We start from the raw sequence: 14,482 nt of genomic DNA on the forward strand, positions 1-14,482 counted from the left end.
ATACGCCTTGCGCTGGGCCGCAGCGCCTATCAGTTGCGCTATGCAACCGGCGCACTATGCAGGGCTGCAAAGAGGAGACGCAATGATGACACAAGATGCCGCCGAACTGGTATTTTATGGCAGCCCGGTATCGCCCTTCGTGCGCAAGGTTGCTGCAATTTGTCTGGAAAAAGACGTCCCGTTCGACATTGAACCGGTCAACGTTTTCGACCCGCCGCAATGGTTCACCGACATTTCCCCGATGAAACGCATTCCCGTGATGCGCGACCGGTCAATCGCGGCGGAGGGTAAGGGCGGCACCATCGCCGACAGTTCTGCCATCGCCGCCTATATCGAGAAAAAGCACTCCGCCCCATCGCTCTATCCCGAAGACGCATTTGCGTATGGCCGCGCGCTGACGATCGAAGAATATGCCGACACCGTTCTCGCGGCGGCAGGCGGTTTGGGAATTTTCAGGCCGATTTTCTTCTCGGTCAATCAGGGGAAAGACCCTGACCTTGAAAAGGCGCGCGAAAGCTGGTCGCAGCAGATGCCGCCGATTTTCGCCTATCTGGACGAGACGCTGGGCGATGCGGAGTTTTATGCTGGCGGCGCGCTATCCATTGCCGATATCAGCGTCGCCTGCGTGCTGATGCAGGTATCGCTGGTGGCAGAGACACCGCTGGATGATTACCCCGCGCTGTCGGCGCATTTCGACCGGATGCAGGCGCGCCCCTCCATCGCCGGACCCTATGCCAAAGCCGATGCGTTTGTGCGGAAGGTCTTGCCGGAACGCTTCGACCTGACCTAAGGCCGGATGCAGGACGTAAGTATCTGACGGGGCACGCACACACATGGCGAGCGAATGGTGTATCGGGATCATCGGCGGTTCTGGCCTGTATGACATTGCAGGTCTGGAAGACGAACAGTGGATCGCGATCGACACCCCCTGGGGCGACCCGTCAGACGAGATTTTGTGCGGGCGCATCGGCGATGTGAAGGTCCGGTTCCTGCCGCGTCACGGGCGCGGGCACCCGATCAGCCCGGGCGAGCTGAATTCGCGCGCCAATATCGATGCGCTCAAACGCGCTGGCTGCACCGACATTCTGGCCATTTCAGCCATCGGATCTCTGCGCGAAGAGATCGAGCCGGGCCGTTTTGCCGTGGTCGAACAGTTTATCGACCGCACGGTTCAGCGTGCATCGACCTATTACACCAGCGGTTTCGTCACCCATGTTTCAATGGCCGATCCGGTCTGCCCGCGCCTTTCGGAAATGGCAGCCAAAGCGGTGCAGGCCTGCAAGGGCAAGGTTGCCGTCGGGGCGACGTATCTCGCGATGGAAGGTCCGCAATTTTCCACCCGCGCGGAAAGCCGGTTGTATCGCCAATGGGGCGCGGACGTAATCGGAATGACCGCCATGCCAGAGGCGAAACTAGCCCGCGAAGCAGAGCTGCCCTATGCGCTGGTCGGGATGTGCACCGATTACGATTGCTGGCGCGATGGGGATGCGGTCGACGTGGCGCAGGTGATCGCCCAGATGGAAGCCAACAGCGATCTTGCGCGCGACATGGTCGCAAAATTCATCACCAAATTGCCGAAAAAACGCGCCGCGTCACCGATAGACACCGCGCTCGACGATGCGATCATCACAGCGCCCGACGAACATGACCCTGCGTTGCTGGCAAAGCTGGACGCAGTGGCAGGGCGTGTCCTGATCGAGGGATAAGGCCCGCTTTTGCGCTCAGCGCCCGCTCAGCAACTGCTGGCGAAATGCGCTTTTGCTTCGTCCAGGCTGACAACGTCGCCATATTTTGCGTTCATGTCGAACAGGTTGGCGCGGTGCACCTGGTCATGACGGTCGCCCACGGCCTGTTCCACCACGATCGGGATGAAGCCGTGCTGGCACGCATCCACGCAGGTCGCGCGCACGCAGCCGCTGGTCGAAAGCCCGGCGATGACAAGGCTGTCATGCCCGCCAGCGGCCAGTGTCGAGGCGAGCGAGGTGCCGAAAAACGCGCTCGCATATTGTTTTGAAATCACCAGCTCGTCTGCAGATGGCTCCAGCCCGTTCGCCCATGCGCCCAGCGGATTGCCGCGCGTAAAACTGCTGAGCGCGCCGACCTTTTGCGCGAACCTGCCGCCATCGCGCATGGAGGGGTGGTATTCGACGTTGGTGTAAAGCGCTGGCACATTCGCCTCACGCGCCGCGGCGCGCAGCTCAATCGCTGCGGCCAAGGCGCTGCCCACATCTGCGAAAAGCGGGCTGCCGGGCGCGAAATACGCCTCGACAAAATCAATCAGGATCAGGGCCGGGCGCTGCCCGAACCCGATCCTGCCTTCGAAGACGCCGGCGTAGTTGCTCTTTACGTCCTCTTTATCGTGCACCCGAACGGCTCCTGCTGCTTAAAAATCGTAGCCCAGTTCAACGCCAAGACGGCGGCGACCGCCCGGTGAGATGAACGAACCGCCAAACTCGATAGCCGGGATCACCTCGTTGAGATACTTGCGATTGAGCATGTTGTCGGCAAACGCCGTGATCCGCCAGCTGTCCCCTTCCAGACCGACGCGAAGGTCCAGCACGCCGAACGCCTCCCGCTCTGTCACGGAATAGTCCGCATCCCCGACAAATGCCGGAAGCGCGAGCGCGGAACCGGGCAGCAGGCCGCTGAACAGGGTTGGCGAGGTGTCGTCCTGCACTGTGTGAAACCACGTTGGCCCGGTGATGCGGTAATCGGCGCGGACCAGCAGATCGACCGTGCTGGCGAGCGGCGCCTCTATCTGGGTGCCGAGGTTGATGGTGTAGTCCGAGGTATAGGGCGACTTGTTGCCGACCGTGACGGGGCGCGAGGCATTGACGAGAATTTCGCTTTCGGTGACGTTGACCGCACCGAAGAAATCCCACCCCTCGATCACTTCGAAATTGACGTTGGCTTCCGCGCCATAAACCTCGACCTCGTCGATGTTCGACACCACGCGCAGCAGGCCAAACGCTCCGACGAAGAATTCGAAGAACTGCATATCGTCGATTTCGGTGTAATACCCCGCAAGGTCAAAGGTCAGTTTGCCATTGATGGCAGACCCTTTGATCCCGGCCTCGAACGCGCTCGATTTTTCTTTGCGGTAGAGGTCTTCGATCAGGACATTCGTGCCGATGAACTGGTTGAACGCCTGATCGACAATCGCGGCAGAGCCCTGATTGTTGAAGCCGCCGGATTTGAACCCGATGCCCCAGTTTGCGTAGAAATTGAGATCATCGGCCAGCTCATAACGCAGCGACAGTTTTGGCTGCAATTGCTTGAACGTCGCCGACTGATCGGGGATCGCGCCGAATGCCTGACCCGGATTGATCGGACCGCCGCCAAATGGATCGGTCGCGGTCGGCACGAGGCTGCTCACCGAACGATCTTCAATGTCATAGCGCGCGGCCAACCCGATTTCGAACCGGTCCGTAATCTCGTAATCAACAGACGCAAACACGGCGTAGACATCGGTCGAGAAATCATCGTTGTAAAGCTGCGTGGTCGGGTTGAAAGAACCCGGCTCATTAAACAGCTCACGCGATACGCCCAGCCCCAGATCCGCGCCTAGGCTAACGCCTGTTTCGCGGTCGATATGAAGGTAATATGCGCCGACCTGCCATTGGAATGGGCCGTCACCGTTCGATGCGAGGCGGACCTCTCCGCTGATGTCGCTTTGCTCGCGGATCTGCAATTGCGTGCCGTCGCAGGTCGTCGGGCTGAACCCGCCAAACGTCGAACCCGTCGCGGGGTCGAAAATGAACGGGACGGGTGTCTGACCGATAAAGGTTGGCGGGTTAAGCGGGAAACCGTTCAGCTCGGCTGTCGAGCCGAAACAGGCGTTGGACGCATCGGTCGATGCATCGGTGCCGGTTGGGAAAGTGAAGCGCGCAAAATCAGCCGACGTGCCGTCCGCAATCAGCAATTGATCGACATCGCTATACAGCGCCCAGGCAGTAAGCGTCACGGCCTCGAAATCATGCTCGATCTTGGCCGACACTTCGAATGTCTGCTGTTCGTTAATCGGGCGAATATTGCCGTAAAAACCGAACGGGTGCTCATTCACGTCTTCAAAAAATGCCGGATCGACAGCTGCGAAATTGGGCAGCTGGAACGAGGTATTGTAGTTGATCGACGCGCCTTTGAGGTCGGCATACCGCGCCTTGATATCGACTTCGGTGTCCGGGCCGAGATCGGCGACAAAGCGGCCATCGACAGACCAGATTTCCTGATCATCGACCACATCGGCGTTCAGGAACCGGTTTGTGAAGAACCCGTCAGTGGTGAAATAGCTGCCCGACAGGACCAACCCGGCGCTCGCCCCGACCGGCGTTGAGATATATCCATTAGCGGAATATGTGTTGTCCTGCGCGGCGGAAACCTCAATCCCACCTTCAAGGAAGTCGGCCGGCTTCAGCGTCTGAATGACAATCGCACCGGCGGCCGCGTTGCGCCCATACAGCGCGCCCTGCGGACCTTTCAGGATTTCGATCTGGCGAAGCGTCCCCTGATCCTGGTTCAGCTGCGCGGTGTTTGTTTTCAGGATGCCGTCGACCACCAGCGCGACGGAGCTTTCCGCATCGCGCGCGCCGTTGATACCGCGAATGTTGATCTGTGTGTCGCCGGCCTCTGCCGTGCCGCTGACGATGGTAACACCGGGGGTCAGCTGGACGAATTCATCCGCGCGCTCAATCCCGGTTTTTTCCAGCGTGTCGGCGGTAAAGACGGTGATCGAACTTGGAATCTCGGCCAGCGTTTCCGACTGCCTGCGGGCCGTCACGATGATTGCGTTATCGTCTTCTGCAGCAGCATCCTCCGCCGGAGGAGCGTCTTGCGCCACGGCCGGGCTGGCCGAAGCAATCGTCCCCAGCGCAGCGCCTGTTGCCAAAATCGTCTTTGAATATTTCATCGGAAGGACTCCCTGATACGTCCTGAATAACCCCGAGCCTGCATTATTGTATACAATTTGCCTGCGTCAAGGAGAATTGGTAGGGCGGGGGAAATGTATGGGAATTGGGCCCTGAATGATGATTTTTAGTGACACAAAGAGCTGCCGCACCGCCGCTGCCGGTTTTGCATGAGCAAGGCGTCGGAAAAGGCTTATGACGAAATCCGCGCATTCTTGCTGGGCGGATCGGTCCAGCCCGGTGCGCAGGTTACAGAAGAGCAGTTGGCCGAAATTGCCGGTGTCAGCCGCACTCCAGTGCGCGAGGCGATGCGCAGGCTCGAAAACGAGATGCTGCTGGTGCGCTCCGCATCGAAGCGGATCTTTGTCGCCGATTGGTCGCGCGATGACATCGATGAAATGTTCACCTTGCGGCAAATGCTCGAAGGGCACGCCGCAAACCGCGCCGCCAGCCGCATCACCGCCGAAGAGATCCATCATCTGGAGCGGGTGAACCTCGAACTGCACGCAGCGGTTGACGGCTCGCCGCCCGACATTCCCCGGTTCCTCGATGCGAACCGAGTGTTCCACGAGATCATCACCAAAGCCGCGCACTCGCCCAGGCTGGGGCAAGTGCTGTCAATGCTGGTCGAACAACCGATAGTCCTGCGCACAGCGCGCCATTATTCGATCGAGGATTTAAGGCAATCCGCGCGCGATCATGACGAACTGATCGCCGCTTTTCGCGCCGGTGATACCGCATGGGCCGAAGCTGTCATGGGCAGCCACCTGCGCCGCGCGTTCCACACCTTTGCCGACGCGGCAGAGCTGACCGGCGGCGGCCCGTCTTCCAGTGATTACGGCACCGAAGCCGCAGAGTAGCCCGCGTTCCCTGACGTGCAGGGGCGGCTAGATAATGCCGCGTTCCGCCAGCGCATCCATCGTGCGCGTATCCATGCCCAGCAGCTCGCCGTAAATCTCTTCATTGTGCTGACCCAGCTCGGGTCCGACCCAGCCGATATTTCCCGGCGTCTCGGACAGTTTGGGCGCGACATTCTGCATCTTGAAATTGTCATGCAGCGGGTGAGGCACGTCTACAATCGCCTGTCGCGCGGCGAAATGCGGGTCTTCGAGCATTTCGGGAGCGCGGTACATATTCCCGGCGGGCACGCCGTGCTGTTCGCATAGATCCAGCACTTCGCGGCTGGTATATTGCCGCGTCCAGTCGCTGATCAGATCGTCAAGTTCGGCCTGCCGTTCGCCGCGTGCCATGTGCGAATTGTAACGCGGATCATCGCCCAGTTCCGGCACTCCCATCATTGTTGCCATGCGTTTCCACACGCTGTCCTGATTGCCCGCCACCAGCACGCTGCCATCCTTTGTCGGATAGACGTTTGACGGGGCAACCCTCGGCAGGATCGATCCGGTGCGTTCGCGGATGTGATCGGCCACGGTAAATTCGGGAATGGTCGATTCCATCATGGCCAGCACGCTTTCATAAATTGCTGAATCAACCATCTGGCCCTTGCCCGTATTGTGCCGGTGGTTAAGCGCCATCAGCGCGCCGAGGCAGGCATAGGTTGCCGCCAGCGAGTCCCCTATGGAAAGACCTGCACGGCTTGGCGGGCGGTCCGGCTCGCCTGCGATATACCGCATTCCGCCCATCGCCTCGCCAATGCCGCCATATCCTGCGCGGCTGGAATAGGGGCCGGTTTGCCCGTAACCCGATACCCGGATCATGATCAGCGCCTCGTTGATGGCATGCAGTTCCTCCCAGCCGAGGTTCCACCGCTCCAGCGTTCCGGGCCGAAAATTCTCAAGCAGGAAATCGGCCTTTTCCGCGAGCTTTCTGACGATCTGCTGGCCGTCTTTTTCGCGCAGGTTGAGCGTGATCGATTTCTTGTTGCGCGCCACGACCGAAAACCACAGCGGGATGCCCTGCCCCCAATTGCGCATCGCATCGCCCACTTTGGGCGGCTCAATCTTGATCACCTCCGCCCCGTGGTCACCCATCAGCTGGCCGCAAAACGGGCCTGCGATAAGCTGCCCCATTTCGATCAATCGCAATCCGCTGAGTGCACCTTGGGCCATGAAAGTTTACCTCTCAGATGCGGGTCTGGGCCAAGGAGGACACAAACGCGCTTATAATCTACACAATCACGCACAGGGAGATACAAACCCGCCCTGGACAATCGCGGCCTATAGTCACGACATTTGCTTTTGTATACAATTTGCGTATCAGGCGCTGCATACCCCCAACCACCACGGGCGATTCCGGCCATGCGAAATGAAAGTATCGAACTCGTCGAAGTCGGCCCGAGAGACGGTCTGCAAAACGAATCGGACATCATCTCCACCGCCGATAAACTGGCCATGATCGAACGGATGATCGGCTATGGCGCGCGGCGGCTGGAAGTGGCGAGCTTTGTCCACCCGCAGCGCGTGCCGCAAATGGCCGATGCAGAGGATGTGATTGCCGCCCTGCCCGACCGCGGCGACGTGACCTATATCGGACTGACCCTCAATAAACGCGGCGTGCTGCGCGGCCTTGCCACACGCGAAGGCGGCCGGCGCGGGATCGATCAGGCAGGCTGCGTCGTGGTGGCGAGCGATACGTTCGGACAGAAAAACCAGGGCCAGACCATCAAGCAGGGGACTGCGGAAACGCGCGACATGATCCGCTTTGCCAAGGCGGAAGGGTTAAGCGCGCAGGTCACGATCAGCGCCGCATTCGGGTGCCCGTTCGAAGGCGAGGTTAAACCCGAAACCGTCCTCGCCATTGCCGAAGAATTGGCAGCGGAAAGCCCTGCCGAAATCGCGCTGGCCGATACGATTGGCGTCGGCGTGCCCGCGCAGGTTGAGGATCTGTTCGCCCGCCTGCGCGAATTGCTGCACGGGCGCATCCCGATGCGCGCCCATTTCCACGATACCCGCGCAACCGGCATCGCCAATGCCTGGGCCGCATTTAAATCGGGCGTGCGCACCTTCGATGCGTCGCTGGGCGGGCTGGGCGGCTGCCCCTTTGCCCCCAACGCGACGGGCAATATCGCGACCGAAGATCTTGTTTACATGATGGAGCAATCCGGTGTTGATAGCGGCATCGAACTGTCATCGGCCATCGCTGCCAACCGCTGGTTCGCCGGCATTCTGGGCCGCGAATTGCCTTCACGGGTCGCGCGCGCGGCATAATCCGAATTGATCTCACGATCCGACTTTCTAGGAGCAGGGTGACTATATGACTTACAGGCTGGGCGTCGATGTTGGCGGCACGTTTACCGATCTGCTGCTTTTCGATGAAGAGAACGGCAAATTCTGGCGGCACAAAACGCCCTCCACCCCGCATGACAGTTCCGAAGGTATCCTGAACGGGGTGAAAGCCATCACCGCCGAAGCGGGCGTTTCTGCAAAGGATATCGCCTATTTCCTGCACGGGACGACGGTGGCAACCAACGCCGTGCTCGAAGGGAAAGGCGCAAAAGTCGGCCTGATCACGACCGAAGGTTACCGCGACGTGATGCAGATCGCCCGCAGCTTTGTCCCCGGCGGGCTGGCCGCTTGGATCGTCTGGCCAAAACCGCAGCCGCTTGCGCATCTTGAAGACACGTTGGAAGTGCCGGGGCGCATGGGCGCAGATGGCAAAGAGGTTCGCCCGCTGGATGAAGACGCGGTTCGCGGCGTGCTGCGCCAGCTAAAGGATCAGAATATCGAGGCGCTCACCGTCAGCCTTATCAACGCCTATGTGAACGGCGCGCACGAAGCGCGCATTGGCGAGATCGCGGAAGAAGAACTGCCCGGCATCCCTGTCTCGCTCAGCCACGAAGTCCTGCCTGAAATGCAGGAATATGAACGCACGCTATCCACGGTCGCCAACGCAGCCGTGCGTCCGGTGGTGAGCAAATATGTCTCCAACCTGCGCGACCAGCTCGAAAATCAGGGGTTGGAGGGCAAGCTTTCACTGCTGCGATCCGATGGCGGATTGATGAGCAGCCAGAAAGCTGAAGAGCATCCGGTCAATATCCTGATGTCCGGTCCGGCAGGCGGCGTCACCGGCGCGAAATGGGTGGCGAAACATGCTGGCCTGAAAAACATCCTGACGCTGGATGTCGGGGGAACTTCGACCGACGTGGCCCTGATCGAAGGGTTGGAGGCGCGCCGCGTGCGCACCACCGAGGTTGGGCATTTGTCAGTCCGCGCGTCCGCCCTTGATGTAAAGACCGTGGGCGCAGGCGGCGGCTCCATCGCGCACGTTCCGGAACTGACCAAGGCGCTGCGGGTCGGCCCCGAAAGCGCGGGCGCGGTCCCCGGACCGGTCGCCTATAACAAGGGCGGCGAATTGCCGACCGTGACCGATGCGAACGTGGTGCTCGGCTACCTTCCCGAAGATTTGCTGGGCGGGAGTTTTCAGCTCGACCGCGAAGGCGCAAAGGCGGCAGTGCAGACCATTGCCGATGCGCTGGGCGTGTCGCTGATGGAAGCGGCGCGCGGCATCATCGATATCGTGAACGAAAACATGTTCGGCGCGCTGCGCATGATCAGCGTCCAACAGGGCTATGACCCACGCGAATTCGCGCTGATGGGATTTGGCGGGGCGGGTCCGCTGCATGTGAATGCGGTGGCGCGGCTGATGGGCAGCTGGCCCGCGGTATCTCCGGTTTCGCCGGGAGTGCTGTGCGCGCTGGGCGATGCGACCACGCAAATGCGCACCGAAACCGCGCGCAGTTTCTCCAAACTGGCGCGCGACACATCGATTGCCGACCTCAAGGCCGTGCTCGATGAAATGGCCGAGCAGACGCGCGGCGAATTGCTTGCCGATGGCGTTCCCGAAGAACAGCTGGTCGTCCAGTTCGAAGTCGATGTGCGGTATGCAGGGCAGGCTTTTGAAGTGCCGCTGACAATCGACAAGGCGGTGCTGGATGCAAATGGGATCGACGGCATCCTTGCCCGCTTTGACGAGGAGCATTTGCGGCTCTTTACCTTCAACATGGAAACCCCGCACGAAATCGTGAACCTGCGCGCCGTTGCCCTGGGCGAAGCGCCTGCCCTGCCCGCCAACGAGCTGCCTGAGGGGGACGGCGATCCATCGGCTGCGAAAATCCGCGACCATACGCTGTGGATGGACGGGGCCGAGCAGGCTGGCGCAATCTATGACCGCGCGAGATTGCGACAGGGCGACACCATCCCTGGTCCTGCGATCATCACCGAAATGGACTCGACCACTCTGGTCGAAACGGGCTGCACCGCCACTGTGGATGCAGTCGGCAATATCCTTATCACTCTGACGAGCGAGGGCTGATCCGATGCCTGCACAAATCATCGAAACCAACGACACTCCGTTTGCGAAGATCGATCTCGATCCGGTCACGCTCGACATTATCGAGAACGCGCTGCGCAACGCCCGGATCGAAATGGACGCAACGCTAGTGCGCACCGCCATGTCGCCCGGCATCCGCGAACAGGGCGATGCCTTTCCGTTGATCGCCGCTCCTACGGGCGAGATGATCGTGGGTCAGTTCGGCAGTTTCATCGACGGCTTCCTGAAAGGATACGACGACACGCTGGAAGATGGCGACATGATCTTCCTCAGCGATCCCTATTCCTGTGACGGCGCGGTCAGCCACTCAAATGACTGGCTGGTCCTGCTCCCGGTGTTCAAGGATGGCCGGTTGATCGCCTATACTGCGATGTTCGGCCACCAATCCGATATCGGCGGCAGTGTCCCCGGCTCCATGCCCATCGGCGCGTCCAGCATTTTCGAAGAGGGCGTGCGTATTCCGCCAGTGAAAATCTGGAAAAAAGGCGAATACAATGATGACCTGATGAAGCTGGTCATGCACCAGACGCGCAAGCCCGACTGGTGCCAGGCCGATCTCAACGCGCTGATCGCATCGTGCCGCGTGGCGTCGAAACGCGTGGTCGAAATGGCGGAGCGGTTTGGCGATGATGTCTATATCTCCGCCACGAAAGAACTGCTGGCGCGCAACCACCGCGCGATGAAGGCGCTGCTCTCGCAGGCAGTCGGCGAAAAACCCGTCAGCTTCGAAGATTACCTGTGCGATGATGGCAAGGGCTATGGTCCCTACAAGATCAAATGCACGATGTGGCGCGAGGGTGAGACAGTCATTCTCGATTTCGAGGGGACCGATCCGCAATCCGCTGCATCGATCAATTTCCTGCTGAACGAGAACATGTTCAAGATGTTCTTCGGCATTTACATGATCATGGTCTTCGATCCGCAGATCCTGTTCAATGACGGATTTTATGATCTGATCGAGGTGCGCATTCCCGAAGGATCCCTGCTCAAACCGCAATTCCCCGCAGCGTTGTCGGGCCGCACCCACGCGCTGGGGCGGATTTTCGATATCCTCGGCGGATTGCTGGGTCAGGGCACGCCGGAATTTCTCAACGCGGCAGGGTTCAGCTCATCCCCGCACCTGTTCTATTCGGGCTGGGACACGCGGCACGGCAAATCGCGCGAATGGTTCCAGCTGTTCCAGATCGGATTTGGCGGCATCCCCGGCAGGCCGCTGGGTGATGGGCCGGACGGGCATTCGCTCTGGCCGGGCTTTACCAACGTGCCGAACGAATTTCTTGAGCGGTATTTCCCGCTGCGGATCGAACGGTATTCGACCGAGCCGGACAGCGGCGGCGCGGGCCTGCACCGCGGTGGCAACGGCATCCACATGACTTACCGCTTCCTCGCGGACGGAGCCATCGCGATCCATGATGACCGCTGGTTCGTGCCGCCGTGGGGCGTCAATGGCGGGCATCCGGGCGCGCGCGCGCAAAAGGTGCTCGAACGCGCGGATGGCACGACCGAGATTGTCGGCAACAAGATCGAGGATGTCGAGGTGAAGGCAGGCGAATTGCTGCACTTCATCACATGGGGCGGCGGCGGCTGGGGCGATCCGCTGGAACGCGACCCTGAACTGGTCGGCCTCGAAATCCGGCAAGGCCTCGTCACCTCCGATGGCGCGCGCGCTTACGGTGTCGTCGCCGACGATGACGGAGTGATCGACAAAGACGCAACCGAGAGCCTGCGCGCGGAAATCAGATCCACTCGCGGAGAGCTGGAATTGTTTGATTACGGGCCCAGCATCGAAGAATTGCGCGCCGCGTGTGAGGAAGAAACCGGCCTTCCCGCTCCGATCCAGCCCGAATGGGGTGACCACCCGCAATTCGCAGAAGCTGCCGAATGACGATGAAACGCGCCGTTATCCAGCAGCTTGGCGGACCCGAGGTGATCGGGTGGGCCGAGGAGGCTATTCCCTCACCCGCGGCTGGCGAAGTGTTGATCGAACACGGCGCAATCGGCCTCAATTTCATCGACACCTATCACCGCACCGGCCTCTATCCGATTGACCTGCCAAGCGGTCTGGGTCTGGAGGCTGCGGGCACGATCACAGCTGTCGGCGATGGTGTGAGCGATTACGCGGTCGGCGACCGGGTCGCCTACATGGGACCTGGTCTCGGCGCCTATGCAACGCACCGCGTGATGCCCGCCAGCGCCCTTTTCAAAGTGCCGGACGGGATCAGCGATGAAGTCGCCGCCGCCGCCATTCTGAAAGCCGCCACAACCGAAGGGCTGGTCGAACGCTGCGCCAATGTAACTGCGGGCGATACGGTGCTGGTGCACGCAGCGGCGGGCGGCGTTGGCCTCATCATGGTGCAATGGCTGAAAGCCATCGGTGCAAGTGTAATCGGGACAGTCTCATCCGAGGCGAAAGCGGCCGCCGCGCGCGCCGCTGGCTGCGATCATGTCATCCGGTATGACCGCGAAGACATCGCCCCCGAAGTGCGCGAGATCACCGGCGGCGCTGGCGTGCCGACCGTATTTGACGGCGTTGGCAAGGACACATTCGAAGCCTCGCTCGACAGCATGGCCCCGCGCGGATTGTTGGTGAGTTTCGGCAATGCCAGCGGCCCGGTTGACGAGGTGAACCTTGGCATTTTGGCGCAAAAGGGATCGCTGTTCGTCACCCGCCCCACGCTGTTCCATTATTACACCACGCCCGAAGACCGCGCCGCTGGCATGGCACGGGTGTGGGAGATGATCGGCAGCGGCAAGGTGAAGATTACGGTCGGCCAGACCTACCCGCTCGAAGAAGCCGCGCAGGCGCACCGCGATCTGGAAGCGCGCAAGACCACCGGCTCTACCGTCTTGCTGCCCTAATCGGTTTCGCTGTCGGGCGGCATCCAGTCGCCAAACAGCGGCGTGAACGCATCGACGCGGATCGACTGCCAGACCCCGGCGGTGAAATACGGGTCCGCCTCCAGCTTGGCGCGGGCATCATCGTCATCCTCGGCCTTGATCACCAGCATTGATCCGATGATCTTGCCGTCCTGTTTGAGCGGCCCTGCAACCGCGTAATCGTGCAGGTTTGCAGCGATATGCGCCAGATGCGTCTCGCGGTGGATTTCGCGAAGCCGCTCCCCCGCCTCGCCGTCGCGGCAATGAAAACAGAACAGCGCCATTAAACCTTTCCTCCGCCCAGCTGCGGCACCGCGCCGGGTGCCCATGTCTCTCCGGCAAACCGGATCGCAGGCGCGATGTGTTTGCCCCCGTCCTGCGCCGTCACCCAGATGCCGCGCTGCCCGACATGCGGTTCATCCAGAGCCTCGCGGAAATCGAGCACCGGGGCAAAGGCAACGTCGTGATTGGCGAACCAGTCGGTCCATTGCGCGCGGGTTTTCTCCGCAAAAACGCCGCGCAGGAATGCGATAAGCTCGCCCTGCGCGCCCGCCGGCGCCTCTGCCAGCGGGATCAGGTCTTCGCGTCCCAGCGCGCTGAGCAGGTTGCGCGCAAATTTGATCTCGCGCCCGCCCAGCACGACATGCTGACCGTCTTTCGTTTCGTAAACCTGATAGAACGCCGCCCCGCCCAGCGACCTTTGTTCGGCTGAAACGGGACTTGCCCCGCCCGCAATCGCGCCGCTGGCGGTGTGCGCGCACCACGGCATCAGGCTGTCGAACATCGCGCAGTCGATATATGCGCCCTCGCCCGTGCTGGCGCGCCCGACAAGCGCCATCAGCACTGCAGAAAGCGCGGTCAGACCGGCGGCCATATCGCTGCTCGCGACCCCCGGGACCACCGGCGTTCCGTCCGGCCCGTCATTCACGCTGAGAAACCCGGCAAGCGCCTGAACCGCCATATCGTGCGCGGGGTGGTGCGCCAGATCCCCCTCCTGCCCGAAGGCAGACACGGAGCAGTAAACGATATCGGGCCGGATCGCTTTCACGCTTTCATAATCGAACCCCAGCCGCTTCATCACGCCGGGCCGGAACCCTTCGACGAATACATCCGCCCCGCGCACCAGATCGCGCAGCGCCGCCTTGCCGTCTTCGCTCTTCAGGTCGAGCGCAACGCTGTGCTTGCCGCGATTGAGGTTGGCGAACCAGACCGAATGCTGCGTATCGCCATACATATCGAACGGCCCCTGCTGGCGCGCAGGATCGCCCTGCGGCGGCTCAACCTTGATGATAGTCGCGCCCTGATCGGCCATCATCACCGTCATCATCGGTCCGGGAAGAAACTGGGTCAGATCGACGACCGTGATACCGCTTAATTTGCTCATGCACCGGCCCTAGCGCGGGTTGCCAGCG

At 61.0% G+C, this 14,482-nt stretch carries 12 protein-coding genes; 7 read left to right on the forward strand and 5 right to left on the reverse strand.

The window, feature by feature from the left end; all coding sequences use genetic code 11:
- Nucleotides 1-82 precede the first annotated feature (82 nt).
- Both ACGHU1_RS15105 and mtnP read left to right on the forward strand, forming a co-directional pair.
- The gene (locus ACGHU1_RS15105; RefSeq protein WP_390588291.1) at nucleotides 83-790 is read left to right on the forward strand and encodes a glutathione S-transferase family protein; all 708 of its coding nucleotides are present in this window, start codon (nucleotides 83-85) and stop codon (nucleotides 788-790) included.
- Nucleotides 791-833: 43 nt separating this feature from the next.
- On the forward strand, nucleotides 834-1,706 hold the full coding sequence (gene mtnP / locus ACGHU1_RS15110) for an S-methyl-5'-thioadenosine phosphorylase (RefSeq protein WP_390588292.1): 873 nt from the start codon (nucleotides 834-836) through the stop codon (nucleotides 1,704-1,706).
- 26 nt (nucleotides 1,707-1,732) lie between these two features.
- On the opposite strand, the gene ACGHU1_RS15115 is transcribed toward mtnP, so the two are convergent.
- Entirely contained in the window at nucleotides 1,733-2,365 is a 633-nt protein-coding gene (locus ACGHU1_RS15115) for an isochorismatase family protein (RefSeq protein ID WP_390588294.1), read from the reverse strand.
- 18 nt (nucleotides 2,366-2,383) lie between these two features.
- A complete protein-coding gene (locus ACGHU1_RS15120; protein ID WP_390588295.1) occupies nucleotides 2,384-4,906 on the reverse strand; it encodes a TonB-dependent receptor in 2,523 nt (840 codons plus the stop codon).
- 168 nt (nucleotides 4,907-5,074) lie between these two features.
- On the opposite strand from ACGHU1_RS15120, the gene ACGHU1_RS15125 reads away from it, so the two are divergent.
- Nucleotides 5,075-5,764, forward strand: coding sequence for a GntR family transcriptional regulator (locus ACGHU1_RS15125; RefSeq protein ID WP_390588297.1), 690 nt, complete (start codon nucleotides 5,075-5,077; stop codon nucleotides 5,762-5,764).
- A 27-nt stretch (nucleotides 5,765-5,791) separates the two neighbouring features.
- Here ACGHU1_RS15125 and ACGHU1_RS15130 read toward each other — a convergent pair whose 3' ends face one another.
- Nucleotides 5,792-6,973 carry a CaiB/BaiF CoA transferase family protein gene (locus ACGHU1_RS15130; protein WP_390588298.1) on the reverse strand — a complete coding sequence of 394 codons (1,182 nt, stop codon included), beginning with the start codon at nucleotides 6,971-6,973 and terminating at the stop codon, nucleotides 5,792-5,794.
- A 189-nt stretch (nucleotides 6,974-7,162) separates the two neighbouring features.
- On the opposite strand from ACGHU1_RS15130, the gene ACGHU1_RS15135 reads away from it, so the two are divergent.
- Genes ACGHU1_RS15135 through ACGHU1_RS15150 form a run of 4 tightly spaced genes read left to right on the forward strand, consistent with a single transcriptional unit; the run spans nucleotide 7,163 to nucleotide 13,052 of the window.
- Nucleotides 7,163-8,071: a hydroxymethylglutaryl-CoA lyase gene (locus tag ACGHU1_RS15135; RefSeq protein ID WP_390588300.1), complete on the forward strand. Its 909-nt coding sequence runs from the start codon at nucleotides 7,163-7,165 to the stop codon at nucleotides 8,069-8,071.
- A 46-nt stretch (nucleotides 8,072-8,117) separates the two neighbouring features.
- Nucleotides 8,118-10,175, forward strand: a complete 2,058-nt coding sequence (locus ACGHU1_RS15140; RefSeq protein WP_390588304.1) for a hydantoinase/oxoprolinase family protein — start codon at nucleotides 8,118-8,120, stop codon at nucleotides 10,173-10,175.
- Nucleotides 10,176-10,179: 4 nt separating this feature from the next.
- Nucleotides 10,180-12,078 carry a hydantoinase B/oxoprolinase family protein gene (locus tag ACGHU1_RS15145; protein WP_390588305.1) on the forward strand — a complete coding sequence of 633 codons (1,899 nt, stop codon included), beginning with the start codon at nucleotides 10,180-10,182 and terminating at the stop codon, nucleotides 12,076-12,078.
- Nucleotides 12,075-13,052, forward strand: coding sequence for a quinone oxidoreductase family protein (locus ACGHU1_RS15150; protein WP_390588306.1), 978 nt, complete (start codon nucleotides 12,075-12,077; stop codon nucleotides 13,050-13,052). The genes ACGHU1_RS15145 and ACGHU1_RS15150 overlap by 4 nt, the downstream gene beginning before the upstream one ends.
- On the opposite strand, the gene ACGHU1_RS15155 is transcribed toward ACGHU1_RS15150, so the two are convergent.
- Together ACGHU1_RS15155 and ACGHU1_RS15160 are read right to left on the reverse strand one after the other, a co-directional pair.
- Nucleotides 13,049-13,354 (reverse strand): YciI family protein, encoded by a 306-nt coding sequence (locus ACGHU1_RS15155; protein WP_390588308.1) that lies wholly within the window; start codon nucleotides 13,352-13,354, stop codon nucleotides 13,049-13,051. The genes ACGHU1_RS15150 and ACGHU1_RS15155 overlap by 4 nt on opposite strands.
- The gene (locus ACGHU1_RS15160; RefSeq protein ID WP_390588310.1) at nucleotides 13,354-14,454 is read right to left on the reverse strand and encodes a CaiB/BaiF CoA transferase family protein; all 1,101 of its coding nucleotides are present in this window, start codon (nucleotides 14,452-14,454) and stop codon (nucleotides 13,354-13,356) included. The genes ACGHU1_RS15155 and ACGHU1_RS15160 overlap by 1 nt, the downstream gene beginning before the upstream one ends.
- Between the last annotated feature and the right edge of the window lie 28 nt (nucleotides 14,455-14,482).

The sequence above is a fragment of the Erythrobacter sp. MTPC3 genome (genome assembly GCF_042854385.1).
Taxonomy (GTDB): domain Bacteria; phylum Pseudomonadota; class Alphaproteobacteria; order Sphingomonadales; family Sphingomonadaceae; genus Erythrobacter.

Excerpts from the sequence above, each read along its gene's own strand:
- ACGHU1_RS15130 (WP_390588298.1), bottom strand. The coding sequence starts at position 6,973 with ATGGCCCAAGGTGCACTCAGCGGATTGCGATTGATCGAAATGGGGCAG.
- ACGHU1_RS15140 (WP_390588304.1), top strand. The coding sequence starts at position 8,118 with ATGACTTACAGGCTGGGCGTCGATGTTGGCGGCACGTTTACCGATCTG.
- ACGHU1_RS15120 (WP_390588295.1), bottom strand. The coding sequence starts at position 4,906 with ATGAAATATTCAAAGACGATTTTGGCAACAGGCGCTGCGCTGGGGACG.
- ACGHU1_RS15125 (WP_390588297.1), top strand. The coding sequence starts at position 5,075 with ATGAGCAAGGCGTCGGAAAAGGCTTATGACGAAATCCGCGCATTCTTG.
- mtnP (WP_390588292.1), top strand. The coding sequence starts at position 834 with ATGGCGAGCGAATGGTGTATCGGGATCATCGGCGGTTCTGGCCTGTAT.
- ACGHU1_RS15145 (WP_390588305.1), top strand. The coding sequence starts at position 10,180 with ATGCCTGCACAAATCATCGAAACCAACGACACTCCGTTTGCGAAGATC.
- ACGHU1_RS15135 (WP_390588300.1), top strand. The coding sequence starts at position 7,163 with ATGCGAAATGAAAGTATCGAACTCGTCGAAGTCGGCCCGAGAGACGGT.
- ACGHU1_RS15105 (WP_390588291.1), top strand. The coding sequence starts at position 83 with ATGATGACACAAGATGCCGCCGAACTGGTATTTTATGGCAGCCCGGTA.
- ACGHU1_RS15160 (WP_390588310.1), bottom strand. The coding sequence starts at position 14,454 with ATGAGCAAATTAAGCGGTATCACGGTCGTCGATCTGACCCAGTTTCTT.
- ACGHU1_RS15150 (WP_390588306.1), top strand. The coding sequence starts at position 12,075 with ATGACGATGAAACGCGCCGTTATCCAGCAGCTTGGCGGACCCGAGGTG.
- ACGHU1_RS15155 (WP_390588308.1), bottom strand. The coding sequence starts at position 13,354 with ATGGCGCTGTTCTGTTTTCATTGCCGCGACGGCGAGGCGGGGGAGCGG.